The following is a 15,908-nucleotide window of genomic DNA, read 5'->3' as shown; positions in this document are numbered from 1 at the left end:
GTCCTCCTCAGACGATCCCGCCGAAGCAGAGATATTTGATTTCAACGAATTCCTCGATGCCGTACTTGGAGCCTTCGCGGCCCAGACCCGAGGATTTGATCCCGCCGAAGGGAGCTTCGGCAGTAGAGATGAGACCGGTGTTGATACCGACCATGCCGTATTCGAGCTGCTCGCCCACTTTCCACGCCCGAGCGAGATCGCGGGTGTAGAAGTAGGAGGCGAGGCCGAACTCTGTGTCGTTGGACATGGCCACGACATCGGCATCTGTTTCGAATTTGAAGAGCGGTGCGACGGGACCAAAGGTTTCTTCGGTCGCCACGGCCATCTCCTGGGTCACGCCCTTGATCACGGTCGGCTCAAAGAACAGACCGCCAAGCGCGTGGGGCTTGCCGCCCTGCACCACCGTTGCGCCTTTGCTGGTCGCGTCGGTGATGTGCTCTTGCACTTTGGAGACCGCATTTTCGTCGATCAGCGGGCCAAAAATCGTATCAGAGTCCATGCCGTCGCCGACTTTGAGGGTCGAGAGACGCTTGCCAAGTTTCTCGGCAAATTCGTCGTAGACGGCGGATTGAACATAGATGCGGTTCGCGCAAACGCAGGTCTGACCGTTGTTGCGGAACTTGGACACAATCGCGCCCTCGACGGCTTCGTCGAGATCGGCATCGTCGAACACGATAAACGGTGCGTTACCGCCGAGTTCGAGTGCGAGCTTTTTCACCGTCGGCGCACATTGGCGCATGAGTTCCACGCCAACCTCGGTCGAACCGGTGAACGTCAGCTTGCGGACGACATCGGAGCTGGTCATGACGCCGCCGATCTCACGGGCGGAGCCGGTGAGAACAGAGAAGAGACCATCCGGCAGACCGGCGCGCTGAGCCAGAACCGCGAGAGCGATGGCGGAGAACGGCGTTTGGCCAGCCGGTTTGAGAACGATGGAACAGCCCGCTGCAAGCGCCGGACCGGCCTTGCGGGTGATCATGGCGTTGGGGAAGTTCCACGGGGTGATCGCAGCAACAACACCAATCGGCTGTTTAACGACAACGATGCGTTTGTCAGCGGCGTGGCCCGGAATGACGTCACCGTAGACACGGCGGGCTTCTTCGGCGAACCATTCGATAAAGGACGCGCCGTAAAGGATTTCGCCTTTGGCTTCGGCCAGAGGTTTACCCTGTTCGAGTGTCAGGATTTCCGCCAGATCGTCGGCGTTTTCCACCATGAGATCATACCAGCGGCGCAAAATTACGGAGCGCTCTTTCGCGGTTTTGGCAGCCCAGTCCTTTTGTGCCACTTCAGCAGCGGCAATGGCAGCTTCGGTCTCTTTTGCGCCGAGGCGCGGAACATGACCGATCACGTCGCCCGTGGCCGGATTGGTGACCGCGATCCCGTCGTCGCCAGCGGCGATCCACTCGGCGCCAACAAGGGCAGCCTCTTTCATAAGTGTCGGGTCTTTGAGCATTGGGATGTCCTCGAAAACAGGTCTTGCAAGTGAGGGACAGGCACTTGGCGCGCCTGCCCCGGTGTTTGGTGTCAGCGCCTTACGGGGCGATGATCGGCGTCGCGGCGAGCGTGCTTTCCTTCGGCTCTACGCCCTCGAAGGTGGAGCCGTGCTCGAACCAGCTGCGCGGTGCAGGCGCACCCCAGAGGGTCTGGCGCTGCGGGTCTTTCAGGTCCCATTTGATCGCTTCGAGATCCGGATCGACCGTCTGGTAGTCAGAGCAGTAGATCTCGATGCGGTGTCCATCGGGGTCCAGAATGTAGAGGAAGAAGGCGTTGGAGATGCCGTGACGGCCTGGACCACGCTCGATGTTTGCAACATAGCCGGTGGTGGCCATCAGGTCGCACAGGTCGATGATGTTCAGCGGCGTCGGCACCCAGAAAGCGGTGTGGTGCAGGCGCGGGCCGAGACCGTTGGTGAAGGCGATGTCGTGCACGCCGCCCTTGCGGTGGGTCCATGCTGCCCAGAGTTTTCCGCTCTCTTCGTCCTCGGTGTATTCCGTCACGCGGAAGCCGATTTCGTTATAGAAGGCAACGCTTTCATCCACGGACTGCGAGTAGCAGTTGAAGTGGTCGATGCGGAGCGGCTTAACGCCTTTGTAAAGTTCGTATTTCTGGTGGATCGGCGACAGGCGGTCCATCTGGAAATAGAATTCGATCGGCATGCCGTAGTTGTCGACAGTCGCGAGGGTGCGGCCCTGATACGGACGCTCAACCCAAGACGTCGCGTGGCCTTTGGATTTGAACCACTCTTCGGCTTTGTCGAGTTCTTCTTCGGAGAAGACTTTGAAGGAAAGCGATTTTACTTCGCTCACGTCGGATTTCTGCAGCACCATGCAGTGGTGGCCACGCTCTTCCATAGCGCGCAGGTAAACGGTGTCTGCATCTTCATCCGTGACCTGAAGGCCGAGGATATCGACGTAGAATTTGCGGGACGCCGCGACGTCTTTCACACCGAACACAACGTGGCTCAGGCGGATGATGTTAAACGGCGGATAGAGATTTGGGGCCGGGATAGGCATGTCTCAGACTCTCTTCTTTTTGTGCGTATTTCTTTGTTTTGTGGTGCGGGAGAGGCAGCCGTGCCCCCTCTCCCATCGTTCTGGAGCGCGTTAGCCGCCGAGTTTCGGCACTTTGTGGTACTGACGCGGGAAGGAGACGTTGACCGTTTCCATGTAGAAATCGAAGGACCAGTCACCACCATCGCGGCCGATGCCGGAGGCTTTCACACCGCCGAACGGGGACGGAAGGTGACGGACGTTCTCGGAGTTCACCCACATCATGCCGGCTTCGAGGTTGTCGGTCATGTACATGGCGCGGTTCAGGTCGTTGGTCCAAAGGTAAGCGGCCAGACCGTATTCCACGTCGTTTGCCAGTTTCAGTGCGTCTTCGTCATCCTTGAACGGGATCGCGGTGAGGACCGGGCCAAAGATCTCTTCCTGAGCGATATCCATGTCGTTGGTCGCGTTGGTGAAGAGCGTCGGGCGCACGAAGCAGCCTTCTTCGCCAACTTTCTCACCACCGGCAGCGATGGTCGCACCAGAAGCTTTGGCTTTGTCGAAGTAGGACAGAACCTTGGTCTCGTGTTCCGGGTGGATCAGCGGGCCGACCACGGTTTCCGGATCGAGCGGGTGACCGACTTTGATACGGCTGGCAACATCAGCGAGTTTGGTGGTGAACTCTTCGTAGATGCTCTCCTGCACGAGAACGCGCGAGGAGGAGGTGCAGCGTTCGCCGTTCAGGGAGTAGATCATGAACGCAGCCGCATCGACCGCGCGCTCCATGTCTGCGTCTTCGAACACGATGACCGGGTTCTTGCCGCCAAGCTCGAGGTGGAAACGCTTCAGCGTGTCAGAGCCCTGCTTCATGATCAGGGAGCCGGTGCGGCTCTCGCCGACGAATGCGATGGCTTTGATGTCTTTGTGCTCGGTCAGGGCTTTACCGGCGTCTTCGCCGAAACCGTTGACGAGGTTGAGAACACCTTTCGGCAGACCGGCTTCTTCCGCGATTTCCACGAGCAGTTTCGCGGTCATTGGGGAGAATTCAGCCGGCTTGTGCACCACGGTACAACCGGCGGCCAGAGCCGGCGCGATTTTCCAGGTGGAGAGCATGAACGGCGTGTTCCACGGGGTGATCACACCGATCGGGCCGATCGGGCGACGGGAAGTCACGTTCATCTGGTTCGGGTTGCGCAGCGCGAGACCGTCTTCGGCGGTCGGAGCCTGATCCGCGAAGAAGCGGAAGTTGGCAGCACCACGGATCGCCGCTTTGGACATGAAGCGCAGCGCCTGGCCGGTGTCCATGCATTCGGTGAAGGCGATCTCTTCGGCGCGGGCCTCAATGCCTTCTGCAACCTTGATCAGGATCGCTTTGCGCTCTTTGCCCGGCATTTTGGACCAGGTTTTGAACGCTTCTTTCGCAGCCGCAACAGCAGCTCCGATGTCGCTTTCGTCGCCTTTGGCAACAGAAGCAAGAACCTTGCCATCAACCGGCGACGTGGTTTCGAAAACCTTGCCGGATTTGGCCGGCACGCTTTCGCCGCCGATGTGGTTCATGACGCCGGTTTCGGCAAATTTAGCCATATAGGCCTTGGCTTTGGATAGGTTCTCTTCGAGAGCGCTCATCGTCTTTCCTTCAGCTTTTGCCCGACAGGCGGGCGTGAATGGGGGTGTCTTTCCAGCTCAGTTCGGGGTTGATTTCCCGGATTTCGAGCGAGAGGGCGAAATGAGGGGTGGAGAGCGGACCGGCGAGTGCCACTTGCACAGCGGCAAAGATCGCGTCTCCGGCTTCCTTGAGGGCTTCGGTCGAACGACCTGCCCCGACAGAGAGGGTCAATGCGGCGAAGTCATTTTCCGCCAGAGCGTCGCCCACGATGGCCACATCGGCCTTGTGAGCACGGACGCGAATCCCTGCTTTCGGAAAAATTCCGGCTTTGAGCATGGCGGCGTATGCGGATTCACAAACGCCTTTAATATCAGCACGCGCCTCCAGGCCCGCCGAATATTCAATCGCTAAATGCGGCACGATTCTCTCTCCCTTACTTGTTGCTTAACATGTTAAATGTAATTGTGCTTGTCAACCCGCCCACAATTTCCGATGCAAAATGATCAACAGGAGAACATGACCCGATGGCTGAAGAGACGCTTCCAGAGACACAAATAGAGGCGCATAATGATGGTTTCGGCCTCGCGCGGACCCACCGGACCCTGCCGATCGCACTGCTACGTGCCCGCGAAGTTGTGATGGAGCGATTCCGTCCGATGCTGGCTGCGAACGATGTCACGGAGCAGCAATGGCGCGTGATGCGTGTTCTCGAAGAGGCGGGAGAAACGGACGCGAGCTTTCTCGCGAACAAGGCCTGTATCCTCGCGCCTTCCCTGACGCGGATCATGAGGACCTTGGAGGCGCGCGGGTTTCTTCAGTCGCACCGAGACAAGACAGACGGACGCCGGATGCTCATTACCCTGACCGAAGAAGGGCGTGCGTTCATCCGCGAATTGGCTCCTCAGAGTGCCGAAATCTACGCGAGTATCGAGGAGAAAATCGGCTGCGAAAATATCGATACATTGCTTGATCAGATCGAGAACTTGCTGCGCGCCCTCGACAACTGAAGAGATCAATAAGTTATTTATTTTCAGCGTATTGAAATATCATCTTCAACTTAATCTGGATGTGAACGCGCGATCGCTGTGCAGCGCAGGCGCACCCGCCCACGCCGCCAAATTCAGCCTTCGGAAAAGAGCGCGCCCGGATTGAGGATGCCACGCGGGTCGAGCTGGGCTTTCAGCGCCCGCATCATGGCCAGCTCTTCGGGAGAACGGCTATATCCAATCCAAGGCGCCTTGATGCGACCGATGCCATGTTCGGCGGTCACCGCCCCGTTATAGATCTGCAAAAGCGCATAGATCTCGGCTTCGATCCGATGCTCGGCGGCTTTGCTGCCATCATGGGCAACGAGCAAATGGACATTCCCGTCCCCGATATGCCCGACCTTGAGCGTCGCCCCGGCCTCTTCTAGCGCCGCAAGCTTCTTATCCGCAGCGTCACAGAACGCACCGAGCGCGGAAGGCGACACACCGATATCAAAGTTGATGTGATGCCCGAAATCGTCATCGACTTCACCGACCGCTTCGCGCAATTTCCAAAGCGTCTGTGCCTCTGCGACCGATTTCGCGAGAACGCCATCGAGCGCAATGTCACGTTCGAACAACTCGGCGAACAGCTCTTCGAGTTCTTCTTCGGCCCTGCCCGTTTCAGAGTCGACTTCGATCAAGACATAGAATCCGTAGCGATCTTCCAATGGCGAAGTTGCCAGAGTTGTCGCATGGCAGACGAAATCCCAATAGTCGGGCCACATCCCCTCGAAGGCGACAATACGCGAGCCGAAGGTTTCACGCGCCACATTGAGACACCGCAGCGCCGCCGCGTGGTCAGGAAGCGCGAAGAGCGCGGTTGCCGTGCCAGGCACATGGCGATGAAGCTTGAGCACTGCTTGGGTCACGAACCCGAGCACGCCTTCAGACCCGATAAACATATGTTTCAGATCAAAGCCGGAGTTGTCTTTCACGGTCTTCCCCAGTCGAGACACGATGGATCCGTCTGCGAGCACCGCCTCCAGCCCCAGCACATTCTCCCGTGTCATACCGCGCTGAAGCACACGGATGCCGCCCGCGTTGGTGGCAATCGTCCCGCCAATGGTCGCCGACCCCCGCGCGCCGATATCAACGCAGTATTCGAGCCCCACCTCGCGCGCGGCGTTCTGCACGGTCTCCAATGGTGTTCCCGCCCATGCGGTCAGGGTCATGGCCTCTTCGTCAATCTCGATGATCCCTGTGAGACGCTCGGTCGACACGACAACAACGCCAGCGGGGCAACTTGCCCCACCCGACAGGCCTGTGCGCCCGCCCTGCGGCACCACACCGAGGCCGTAACGGTTGCAAATCGCCAAGACAGCAGAGATTTCCTCGGTCGACGCAGGACGCAGGACGGCGACGGGCGGCGTGCCCACGAGACCGGACTGATCCGACGCATAGCGCGCGCAGTCTTCTACCGTCGTCAGCATCCCTTTCGGGCCGAGAACCGCGTTCAGTTTTGCAATTGCAACCTTCTGCGCAGTGTCCTGTTGAATGCCGGTGCTGTCCATCTATGATACGCTCCTTGGCGCTGTGTTGTTCGTTCTCTGGAGACCTCTATGCCCCCCAGCAAAATTCTCGGGCGCTTGCCCGGCTTGCGGCACTTCATCGAAGTAGCCCAGCTTGGATCTTTCCGGGCCGCATCGGACAGATTGCACGTTGCACCCTCTGCGGTCAGCAAGCAAATCAAGAACCTCGAGCTCGCGCTGGACGTCGAACTGTTCCGCCGAGATCGCGGCCGCGGGGGCCTCGAGTTGACCGAAGCGGGCGAAATCCTGTTGTTCCGCTGCGCCTCTGTGATCAACGAATTGACCATCGCGCAAGACGAGATTGACCAGTTGCAGGGTTTGCAACGCGGTCACTTGCGGCTCGGCGTGAACGAGGTGCTGGCCTCTGATCTCCTGCCCGGCTTGCTGCGCGATATGAGCTACAACCACCCCGGCCTCAAATTCACGATCTACGTTGAAAACACACGCGAAATCGTCGACCGGATGCAGGACGGCGATATCGACATCGCACTGGGCTACAACTTCCCGCCCTCTGCCGAGATCGAGACACTCGCGACCCTGAAACGGCGCACCTATGTCGTCACCTCGCTGGATCATCCGATGGCGCGGCTGCGCTCCGTGGCGCTCAAGGACATCGACGGTGAGCGGATCATTTTCCCCGACCACTCCGTTCCCATGCGGCAACTGCTTGAAGACGCCTTGGTTCAGAGCGACGTGAGCCTGCACGAGGTCATGAGCACCAACAGCTTCACCCTGTTGCGACAGATGGTCGAGAGCGGCATGGGCATCGGGATCGTCTTTGGTCGCTTCCTGCAAATCCGCCGCGAACAGATCGCCTTTGTCGAGTTGACCGACCTGCCGTTCGACAGCCCGCCGGTCTCGTGCTGCCGGATGGCCGGACGCACGCCGACGGCGTCGTCCGTTGCCTTCGCGGCGGCCATCAAGACCCTGTTCAACAATTACGGCGGCTGAGCCGGTCATCTCTTGGCCAATGGGGAACGGTTGTAGTTCTTGTAGATCAGATAGCGGGACGTCTCGCGGCCAAGGGCGCCGAACCATTGCGGCACATGCGGCCCCATCCAGATCGCATCACCCGCGCCCACCGGATACCACTGATCATCGAGACGATAGACACCGCCACCGTCGAGCATGAGAAGCCCGTGTTCCATGAAATGCGTCTCGACATAGGCGAGTGAGGACCCCGGGTGGAAGTTCATGACGTTGAATTCCCCGTCGAACCCCGCATCCGTTGGCAGCAGCTTTTGCACCATGAGCCAATCGTCGCCGCGCAAGGGCGTGCCTTCCACTTCCGCAACAGCGCCGATCACCCGTGCAGGCACATCGCCGCGCGCGAGGAATTCCCACTCGAACAGAACGAAAGACGCGCCAGCCCACGCACTCAGAGTCGCGCCGTCGTTCGGTGGTAGGAAAGCATACCCCTCAGACCCGAGAACATGTTTCTCTTCACCCTCGGACAAGGCAACCTCGCCCTCCAGCACAAAGATGAACCGCGCGATGCCCTCAGGGGCGGGCGCAATCCCGTTGAGCCCCTCAGCGCTCCGCACGAGACCCATGGCGAATTTCGCCCCCATGGCCGGGCTGATGAGAAAAGCGATCTCCGCCCCCGGCCAATCCGGCTGGGTGATCCACTCATGGCTCTCCGGCGTCAGGAGCGCGTGATTGCGGCGGATGTCAGAACGGGTCTGTCCAAAGCTGGGTTTCATTTCGTATCTCCGGTCGGGCGTTCGCCCGCATAGGTCAGGATCAGGCCGCGCAAGAGCGCCATACGGCGGGCAAGCGGCGAGACGAGGATGTGTTCTTGCGGCGAATGCCAATTGTTGCCGATCGCGCCGAGGCCGTCGAGGGTCGGAACACCGGCTGCGCAGGTGAAATTGCCGTCGCTGCCGCCACCCGAACGGGTTTCGATCATCGGCGCGCCGAGCGCCTCGTTGATCTCGGTGGCGCGCGCGAACATGGCGAGCGTCTCGGGCGTGCGCGCGAGGCACGGCTTTTCGATCTCGCCCGACAGACGGATGCTCACATCCGGATCGTCAGACTGCAGCGCCCCGAGTTGCCGCTCGATCTCATGGCCTAGGTCATCGTCGGCAAACCGGACGTCGAGATCGCAGGCGGCATGCCCTGCGACCACATTCGGCTCTGTCCCGCCACGGACACGGCCCACATTGACCGTGGTTTCGGTTTCGAGATCCGTCATCTCTTCAATCCGGCGAATCGTGCGGGCCAGTTGCAGGATCGCGGAGCGGCCATCCGCAAAGGCGGAGCCTGCGTGGCTCTCCACACCATCGAAGTCGAGCGTGTATTTCGCTCGTCCCTTGCGGAAGGTGATCGCCTCATCGCCCCGCGCGGGTTCGGGAATCAGGGCCGCGCCATGTTTGCGCGCCTCCGCCTGAATGAGTGCGTGAGAGGTCGGCGAGCCGATTTCCTCGTCGGAATTGTAGATGAGCGTGACCGGACCGGCCAGTGTCTCACCGCTCTCGATGATGTCCCGCATTGCGCAGAGCGCGAGATACCCGCCGCCCTTCATATCCGCGATTCCAGGCCCGTATTGACGGTCGCCGTCGCGCTTGATCTCAACAGTTCCCGGAGCACAGACGGTATCAATGTGGCTCGTCACCAGCACACCGGGGCCATCGCCGCCTGTGAACCGCGCAATCAGGTGATCGCCCATGCCGTCTCGGCCAGTGATCCGCTCGATCTCCGCGCCCAAGGGCGTGAGTTGGGACTCGATCAGATCGACAAGGCGGGAAATGCCCGCCACATCGCCGGTCGGCGTGTCGATACGGACCCACTCCAGCAGGCCCGACAGGATATCTTCGCTTTGCAATGTCATGATCAGCTCAGGCTATCTTCGTAATCGACCCAGATGGAGGGCGCGAGGTTGAGCGTCTCTTCCGACGGATAGTTCGCCTGCCAATGTGCGGCCAGCGTGCTGCCGGTCTCGGCCCAGACGCCCGGATGGCTCACGGCCTCGGTCAGGAACTCGGAGAGCGCGGTGAAGCGATGACCCCATCCAGCACGCGCCGGAGAGACGCACATGTTGAAGTAGCGGCCACGACGATACTGCGCCTGAAACTCGCGACGCCAGTTGCGCTTGATCGGCTCAAGACGCTCCAGCCCGACCCCTGCACGCGGGAACATCAGGAAGAACGTGTCATCGAAGTGGTAGTAATACGGGAGGGTCAAAAGCGCCTCGGATTTCTCGAAATCCGTGACCCACCAATAGGGCGCATCATCGGCGAGACCGTTGCCGAAATAGGCGTAGCCCTGCGCTTTCAAGAGCGCGATGGTCTCATCCGTCACCGCGCCCGTGGCAAAGCGATCATCCGGACGCGACAGCGAGAACCAGCCTTTCGGCGCAGCGCCGCATACACGGGTGAGAATATCGGTGGCCTGCGCGATATGCGCTGCCTCTTGGCCTGCCTCAAGCGTATTCGGGTCTTCACCAAAGAGACCCTGTGCCGCGATCTCGTGACCGCCATCGAGAATGCGTTTCATCGCGTCGAGGTAGCCATCGGCAATGACCGCAGGCACGGCGAAGGTCGCTTTCACACCCGTCCTCGCAAAGAGGTCGAGAAAAGCGTTCAGACCCTCAGTCATACCGAAATGCCATGTGGGATAGGCGAGATCTTTTTCCGTGATCCCCTTGGCGGTCGCCGCCGGGTTCAGGTTGACCGTGAGGCCAAACCCCATCTGCTGCCCCGCGGGCCACTGGATGGCCTCGTCAAAGATGCCGATCTCGTCACTGGTGGTGTAATTGTCTTTCCACGGCATGGGCTTACTCCTGAGAAAGGGATTGCGAAGGACAGGGATGCGCGGCGAGGATGTGCTGTGCCAGCGCGTCACATGTCGGGAACCAGACGCCCGGCAGGGTTTTCATCCGCTGAATGAGGCGCTCAAGCATATCGACCCGCATGGCGTGGCCGGACACGAACGGGTGCAGCAGGAAGTTGACGTAACCACCGACCTTGTATTGCTGCTCGAAGGCACCCCACCAGATGTCGAAGACCTCGTCCACATCCATGATCCTCTGTGCCTCGTTCGGTGTGTCGAGCCAGCCAAAGCTGAAATACATCGCATCGTCGAGCGCGTAGTGGAACGGCAGTTGCAGGATCGGGTTCTCGCCGTTCGCATCATATTCGTAGAACGGGCGATAGGTCGCGGAGGTGAAGGAGTTGTAGACCACGCCCTTCTCCCGCAGGAGTTTCGGAGTGTGGCTCGACCGTGTGCCCGTGACGGGTTTACCGGAGATGGCTTCGAGCGCGGCAATGGCGCGGGTCAGGTGCGCGTCTTCGATCACCGGATCGCTCGGTACGTCGTGCTCCCACATGTGGTCAGCCAATTCGTGACCTTTGGCGACGACGTGTTTGAGCACCTCGGGGTAAAGTTCCGCAATCCGGCCCGGAGTGAACAGCGTCACGCCAACATCGTTGCGGTCGAACATATCCATGATGCGCCAGACGCCGACACGGCCACCGAATTCACCCTTTGCCTTTTGGCCCCATGTTTCATTGAGCAGACGGCGCAGCAGCATGGCGTCGAAATCGAGGGTGAAATTGACCGCGAGTTTCACACCTTCGGGATACTGGATATTCGGAATATCCAGTCGCCGTTGCGCCTGAAATCCTGCGGCAGCGACCAGACTGTCGTAGCGGGACGGGTCGGTTTGGCTGGTCTGGCTCATGATTGAATGCTCCGTGAAGACTTTGAATTGGGGAGGGACGCCGAGGGGCGGAAGGCGACGGCGGCCTGTGCGGCCTGAAGGCCGGAGATGACGGGATTGATGACGGGAACGCCGACTTCATCGGCCAGCCGTTCGGGAAGACCCTTCGCAAAGGACATCGCCAGACAGCCGAGGACGAGCACATCTGCCCCCTGCTCGACCGCGCGTTTGCCTTGGGCCACGACATCGGCGATGTGGCGGTCGGGATCGGCGACGAGCTGTGCCACCGATCCACTGACCAGAATTTCAGAGACGAACATGGCCTCCACCCCGATCCCCCTGATGCGGCGGCGCAGACCCGGTGGTGTCGGGTCGGAGGAGAGCACTGAAAAACGCTCGCCCAAGGGAATTGCGGCAAGAATGCCCGCCTCTCCGGGGCCGATCACAGGCACGCCGGACACTTCCGACAGGGCCTCGGCCGCGGGATCACTGAAACACCCGAGGATCACCGCATCATACCCCTCCGCGCGCCAATCCGCAGCTGCGTCGCACAAGGCAGGGAAGACCATAGCGATATCAGCGGCGGATTGGACGGCGGCAGGACCGGTCTCAGGGGATGCGATCTCGATCCTGCATTGGGGGGCCCATGCACGGAGCATGTCCAGACGGCGCTGCACCTCTTGTGGCCCGGCGGTTTTGTGCAGGGGGCTCACGAGTTGATAAAGCAGACGGGGGGAGTCCGGCATGTGCTCCATGGCGGTGACTTTCGTGTAGAGTTAGGTTGGTTGGTCAGAAGGCGCGTTGCAGTCCGACGAGTTTTTGAACGAGGCCCACACCTGCAATCGACAAGATGATCGAGATCGTCGCCGCCGCCGCTGCAGTGGGTTTGAACTCGTAGGTCAGGAAGTCGAACAGCGCGAGCGGCAGGGTGTTGCCCCCGAGCGGTTTGAGAAGGAGCGAAATCGTGTAGAGATCGAAACTGTTGATAAAGGCAAAGATCGCCCCCATCGCGAGCCCCGGCGTGACCAACGGCAGGATCACGAGCCGGAAGGTCTGCCACCCTGTCGCGCCGAGCGAGGCAGAGGCCTCTTCGAGCGAGGGCGGAACCTGACGGAGTGCTGCCGTGATCGAGACGTAGGCATAGGGGAAGGACATCAGGATATGGCCGAACTGAAGCCCGATGACGGTTTTGCCAAGCTCGATCTTGTAGAGAAAGAACAGCAGACCGACGGCGGTGAGCAGTTCAGGCACCAGAAGCGGCAGCGTCATGCCGAGCTGGAACATCCCCGCGAGCTTGCCCGAGAGCGCCTGTCCGGCAAGCGCCGCCATCATGGCAATCGCGCTCGTGACGATGGCGGTGATCGCCCCGATCCGCAGCGACATCAGCAAGCCGTCCACGAGATCCTGCCGCGCGAAGAACTCTTCATACCAGCGCAGGGACAGGCCCTGCGGCGGGAATTCGATCATCAGACCGTTGGTCAGAGAGGCCCCCACGATGGTGACAACCGGCACCAACAGAAAGACGTAGAGCGCGAAGATCAGGATCGCAAAGCCAAGGTTCACGTGGCGTTGTCCACCGAAGGTTTGTGCGGACGTGCTCATGCGCGTGCCCTTTCATTGAGTTTCCAAGTGAGGCGCGTGAAGACCACCACGATCAGCACCGTGGAACAGGACAGCACGATTGCGAGTGCCGAACCAAAGGGCCACTGGAAGGTGCCGGTCAGTTCGCCGATGATCAGCGTCGGCATGTAGCTCACCATCTGACCGCCGAGGAGCGCAGGCGTCACATAGGCCGCGACCGCGAGCACGTAGACGAGGATCACGCCCGGTTGGATGCCCGGAAAGCTCAGCGGCAGGATGACATCGCGGAAGACCTGATAGCGGCTCGCACCCATGGAGGCAGAGGCTTCGGTCAGGCTCTGCGGGATGTTGCGGAGCGCGTTGTTGATCGGGAGCACCATGAACGGCACAAAGACGTGCACGAGGGCGAGGATCACGAGCGATTGGGTGAACAACAGGCGCAGAGGACGTTCGATGATGCCGAGCGCCATGAGGCTCTCGTTGAGCGGACCATTGAGGGCCGCGACGATCATCCAGCCGAAGTTCCGGACGAGCACGCCGGTCATCAGGGGAGAGGCGATACAGGCGTAAAGGAACACGGCCTTAAATCCCTTCGCCCGCGACAGGTGCCACGCAATCGGATAGCTCACGATGAGGCAGAGAAGCGTCACCATGCCCGCAGTTGTGAGCGAGCGCCAAAGCACACCCCAGTAATAGCCGTCCCCGAGAATTCGGGTGTAGTGCATGATGGTGTAGTCGTCGCCAAAGGGTTCCGACGAACCCGGCGTGCGGAAGCTCATCTCGACCATGTTCGTGATCGGCAGGATCATGAACACGAAAAGGAGCAAGAGCGCCGGCAGTGCCAGCGCCCAAATCAGTTTCTTGGAGCGCATCATGGCGCAACCTCCGGCATCAGCCAGACATGCGACAGATCGATTGCGATGCCGACGCGATCCCCTTCGGTGACTGCGTGGTTCGGCGGGGCGGTCAGTTTCAGACGGCCCCCTTCCGGCAATGCGATCTCGCAGTGGAGCGAGGCGCCGAGGAAGGCGCATTTGATCACCTCGCCCTCAAACGTCGCCGCGTCACCCGTGGAGACGAGGCTCAGGCTCTCGGGCCGCAGGAGGAGTTCGGCGGCGGCGTTTTCCGCCAGTCCGGGAACGCCATCAATCTCGATATCGGCGCCCGCCACATGCACGGCGTAGCGCCCTTCCCCGACCGGTTTCACGGATTGGGCCGTCAGGAAGTTGGCCTCACCGGTGAAGTCCGCGACATAGCGTTCGGTCGGCTTCTGGTAAATTTCGCGCGGGGTGGCGAATTGCGCCACACGGCCCGCTTTCATCACCGCAACCATATCCGACATGGCCATCGCCTCGGATTGATCGTGGGTCACGTAAAAGGCTGTGATGCCGGATTGCTGTTGCAGATCACGGATCAGCCAGCGCACCTCATCGCGCAGACGCGCATCGAGGTTCGCGAGGGGTTCGTCGAGCAGCAGAAGACGCGGCTTGAGCACAAGCGCGCGGGCCAGCGCCACACGTTGCTGTTGGCCACCCGAAATCTCGCGCGGCAAACGGTCTTCGAGTCCGGTCAGACGCACGAGCTTCATCACGTCGAACACGCGCGTCGCAATCTCACCCTTGGAGAGTTTTTGCAGGCGGAGCCCGTAGCCGATATTCTCGGCTACGGTCATGTGTGGGAACAAGGCGTAGTTCTGAAAGACCACGCCGAATTGGCGGCGGTTGGAAGGCACGTTAAGAATGCTCTCTCCGTCCACCAGAATGTCACCGCCATTCGGCTCGTGAAATCCGGCGAGACACCGAAGCGTCGTACTTTTGCCGCAGCCCGAGGGCCCGAGCAGCGTTACAAGCTGCCCGGATTCTGCGGTGAGAGAGACACCATCAAGCGCAAGAAAATCTTCGTAGGACTTGCGCAGGCTTTTGACTTCAACCGTCGTCATGTTTTTAGATCGTCCGTTCCCAGAGGTCGTTCAGAGCCGGCATGATGGACAGGGTTTCATCCCAGTCGAACCGGATCGCTTGCGATACCACTTCCGGCTGAAGCGGCCATTTTTGCAACTCTTCAGGCAGCTCGACGGTTTTGTTCGTCGGAGCGATCAGCCAGTTTTCTGCCATCCAGAGCTGGATTTCGGGGCTGAGCACGAAGTTCACGTAGTCCAGACCTTCTTGTTTGGTCGGGCTATTTTTGAACACGGAGAAGGAGTGGTCGAACACCATCATGCCTTCTTCCGGCACAACGTAATCGATCGGCACGCCCTGCTCTTGCATGGCTTTGATCTCGCCGAGATCGATCGGCGCAACAGCAATCTGGCCCTGCGTCAGAAGCGGGGTGAGCTGTGCGGAGTAACCGATCTGCGGGAACGGCCCGAGTTCTTTGAATTTTGCGACTGCGGTTTCGATGTCGTCGCGACCGGAACCAAAGTGCTCACCGGCCCAAAGCGCCATCATGGTCGCAGCGGAGTTGGTGATTTTGTAGAGACCCAGAAGACCGCGGAAGCGTTCGTCCCAGAGATCAGCCCAGCCTTTGGGCGGCTCGGATACCATGTCGGTGCGGTATGCGAGAACCAGCGGAGCCAGCATGCCGGTGACGGCGGTGTTGCCTTTGAGAACAGCCGGATCGATCACGTCAGCCATGTTCGGCACGAGCTCGGGGGTGAGCTCTTCGAAGTAATCGTCATTGCGGATCATCGCAGTGTATTTTTCGTTCAGCATTACTGCCGGGAACGGCGGGTTTTCCGGACCAGCAGCGCGGAAGTTCGAAATCCAGGCCATGCCGAGGCCGATGTCGAGGTCAAAGTCTTTGCCGATCTGTTCAGCAAACTTCGGCATTACGAATTTGCGCCAGTCGTTTTCCCAGCGGCCGCCGAACATGTTCACGATGAACGTGTCGGATTGGGCCATCGCCGGAAGGCCGATCGCGCCGAGCGCTGCGGCACCGGCCGTCGATTGAAGAAAATTGCGTCGCGTCAGGTTCATGGGAGATCTCCTGTTGGGTGTGCTTGTTGTCGGCCGA

At 60.1% G+C, this 15,908-nt stretch carries 16 protein-coding genes; 2 read left to right on the top strand and 14 right to left on the bottom strand.

Annotation, left to right across the window (positions count from 1 at the left end; translation table 11 throughout):
- Positions 1 to 7: 7 nt before the first annotated feature.
- From LA304_RS15135 to LA304_RS15120, 4 genes are all read right to left on the bottom strand, one after another.
- Positions 8 to 1,456 carry an NAD-dependent succinate-semialdehyde dehydrogenase gene (locus LA304_RS15135; protein WP_318010699.1) on the bottom strand — a complete coding sequence of 483 codons (1,449 nt, stop codon included), beginning with the start codon at positions 1,454 to 1,456 and terminating at the stop codon, positions 8 to 10.
- Between the two features lie 79 nt (positions 1,457 to 1,535).
- Complete coding sequence (hpaD, locus tag LA304_RS15130) at positions 1,536 to 2,516, bottom strand: 3,4-dihydroxyphenylacetate 2,3-dioxygenase (protein ID WP_224504001.1); 981 nt, start codon at positions 2,514 to 2,516, stop codon at positions 1,536 to 1,538.
- Positions 2,517 to 2,606: 90 nt separating this feature from the next.
- Complete coding sequence (gene hpaE / locus LA304_RS15125; RefSeq protein WP_224504000.1) at positions 2,607 to 4,118, bottom strand: 5-carboxymethyl-2-hydroxymuconate semialdehyde dehydrogenase; 1,512 nt, start codon at positions 4,116 to 4,118, stop codon at positions 2,607 to 2,609.
- A 10-nt stretch (positions 4,119 to 4,128) separates the two neighbouring features.
- Complete coding sequence (locus LA304_RS15120; protein WP_224503999.1) at positions 4,129 to 4,518, bottom strand: 5-carboxymethyl-2-hydroxymuconate Delta-isomerase; 390 nt, start codon at positions 4,516 to 4,518, stop codon at positions 4,129 to 4,131.
- Positions 4,519 to 4,622: 104 nt separating this feature from the next.
- Here LA304_RS15120 and hpaR point away from each other — a divergent pair, with 104 nt between their 5' ends.
- Entirely contained in the window at positions 4,623 to 5,105 is a 483-nt protein-coding gene (gene hpaR / locus LA304_RS15115) for a homoprotocatechuate degradation operon regulator HpaR (protein WP_224503998.1), read from the top strand.
- A gap of 113 nt (positions 5,106 to 5,218) precedes the next feature.
- Here the strand turns inward: hpaR and LA304_RS15110 are convergent, their stop codons facing one another.
- Positions 5,219 to 6,637 (bottom strand): FAD-binding oxidoreductase, encoded by a 1,419-nt coding sequence (locus tag LA304_RS15110; RefSeq protein ID WP_224503997.1) that lies wholly within the window; start codon positions 6,635 to 6,637, stop codon positions 5,219 to 5,221.
- Between the two features lie 48 nt (positions 6,638 to 6,685).
- Between LA304_RS15110 and LA304_RS15105 the strand changes: the two genes are divergently transcribed.
- Positions 6,686 to 7,606, top strand: coding sequence for a LysR family transcriptional regulator (locus LA304_RS15105; RefSeq protein ID WP_224503996.1), 921 nt, complete (start codon positions 6,686 to 6,688; stop codon positions 7,604 to 7,606).
- Positions 7,607 to 7,611: 5 nt separating this feature from the next.
- Here LA304_RS15105 and allE read toward each other — a convergent pair whose 3' ends face one another.
- From allE to LA304_RS15060, 9 genes are read right to left on the bottom strand one after another with little or no spacing between them, the layout of a single operon-like run.
- Positions 7,612 to 8,358 (bottom strand): (S)-ureidoglycine aminohydrolase, encoded by a 747-nt coding sequence (allE, locus tag LA304_RS15100; RefSeq protein ID WP_224503995.1) that lies wholly within the window; start codon positions 8,356 to 8,358, stop codon positions 7,612 to 7,614.
- Positions 8,355 to 9,485 carry a M20 family metallopeptidase gene (locus tag LA304_RS15095; RefSeq protein WP_224503994.1) on the bottom strand — a complete coding sequence of 377 codons (1,131 nt, stop codon included), beginning with the start codon at positions 9,483 to 9,485 and terminating at the stop codon, positions 8,355 to 8,357. Before LA304_RS15095 ends, allE begins: the two co-directional genes overlap by 4 nt.
- A gap of 2 nt (positions 9,486 to 9,487) precedes the next feature.
- On the bottom strand, positions 9,488 to 10,426 hold the full coding sequence (locus LA304_RS15090; protein WP_224503993.1) for a polysaccharide deacetylase family protein: 939 nt from the start codon (positions 10,424 to 10,426) through the stop codon (positions 9,488 to 9,490).
- Between the two features lie 4 nt (positions 10,427 to 10,430).
- Entirely contained in the window at positions 10,431 to 11,336 is a 906-nt protein-coding gene (locus LA304_RS15085) for a polysaccharide deacetylase family protein (protein WP_224503992.1), read from the bottom strand.
- Positions 11,333 to 12,061, bottom strand: coding sequence for an aspartate/glutamate racemase family protein (locus tag LA304_RS15080; protein WP_224503991.1), 729 nt, complete (start codon positions 12,059 to 12,061; stop codon positions 11,333 to 11,335). Before LA304_RS15080 ends, LA304_RS15085 begins: the two co-directional genes overlap by 4 nt.
- Before the next feature lie 43 nt (positions 12,062 to 12,104).
- A complete protein-coding gene (locus tag LA304_RS15075) occupies positions 12,105 to 12,917 on the bottom strand; it encodes an ABC transporter permease (RefSeq protein WP_224503990.1) in 813 nt (270 codons plus the stop codon).
- Positions 12,914 to 13,771 carry an ABC transporter permease gene (locus LA304_RS15070; RefSeq protein ID WP_224503989.1) on the bottom strand — a complete coding sequence of 286 codons (858 nt, stop codon included), beginning with the start codon at positions 13,769 to 13,771 and terminating at the stop codon, positions 12,914 to 12,916. The genes LA304_RS15075 and LA304_RS15070 overlap by 4 nt, the downstream gene beginning before the upstream one ends.
- Positions 13,768 to 14,835, bottom strand: a complete 1,068-nt coding sequence (locus LA304_RS15065) for an ABC transporter ATP-binding protein (RefSeq protein WP_224503988.1) — start codon at positions 14,833 to 14,835, stop codon at positions 13,768 to 13,770. Before LA304_RS15065 ends, LA304_RS15070 begins: the two co-directional genes overlap by 4 nt.
- A gap of 4 nt (positions 14,836 to 14,839) precedes the next feature.
- Positions 14,840 to 15,871, bottom strand: a complete 1,032-nt coding sequence (locus LA304_RS15060) for an ABC transporter substrate-binding protein (RefSeq protein WP_224503987.1) — start codon at positions 15,869 to 15,871, stop codon at positions 14,840 to 14,842.
- Between the last annotated feature and the right edge of the window lie 37 nt (positions 15,872 to 15,908).

Source organism: Celeribacter litoreus, assembly GCF_020165855.1.
Lineage (GTDB): Bacteria > Pseudomonadota > Alphaproteobacteria > Rhodobacterales > Rhodobacteraceae > Celeribacter > Celeribacter litoreus.
The sequence above is the reverse complement of the archived record's forward strand: the minus strand, read 5'-3'. Positions and strand labels throughout refer to the sequence as shown.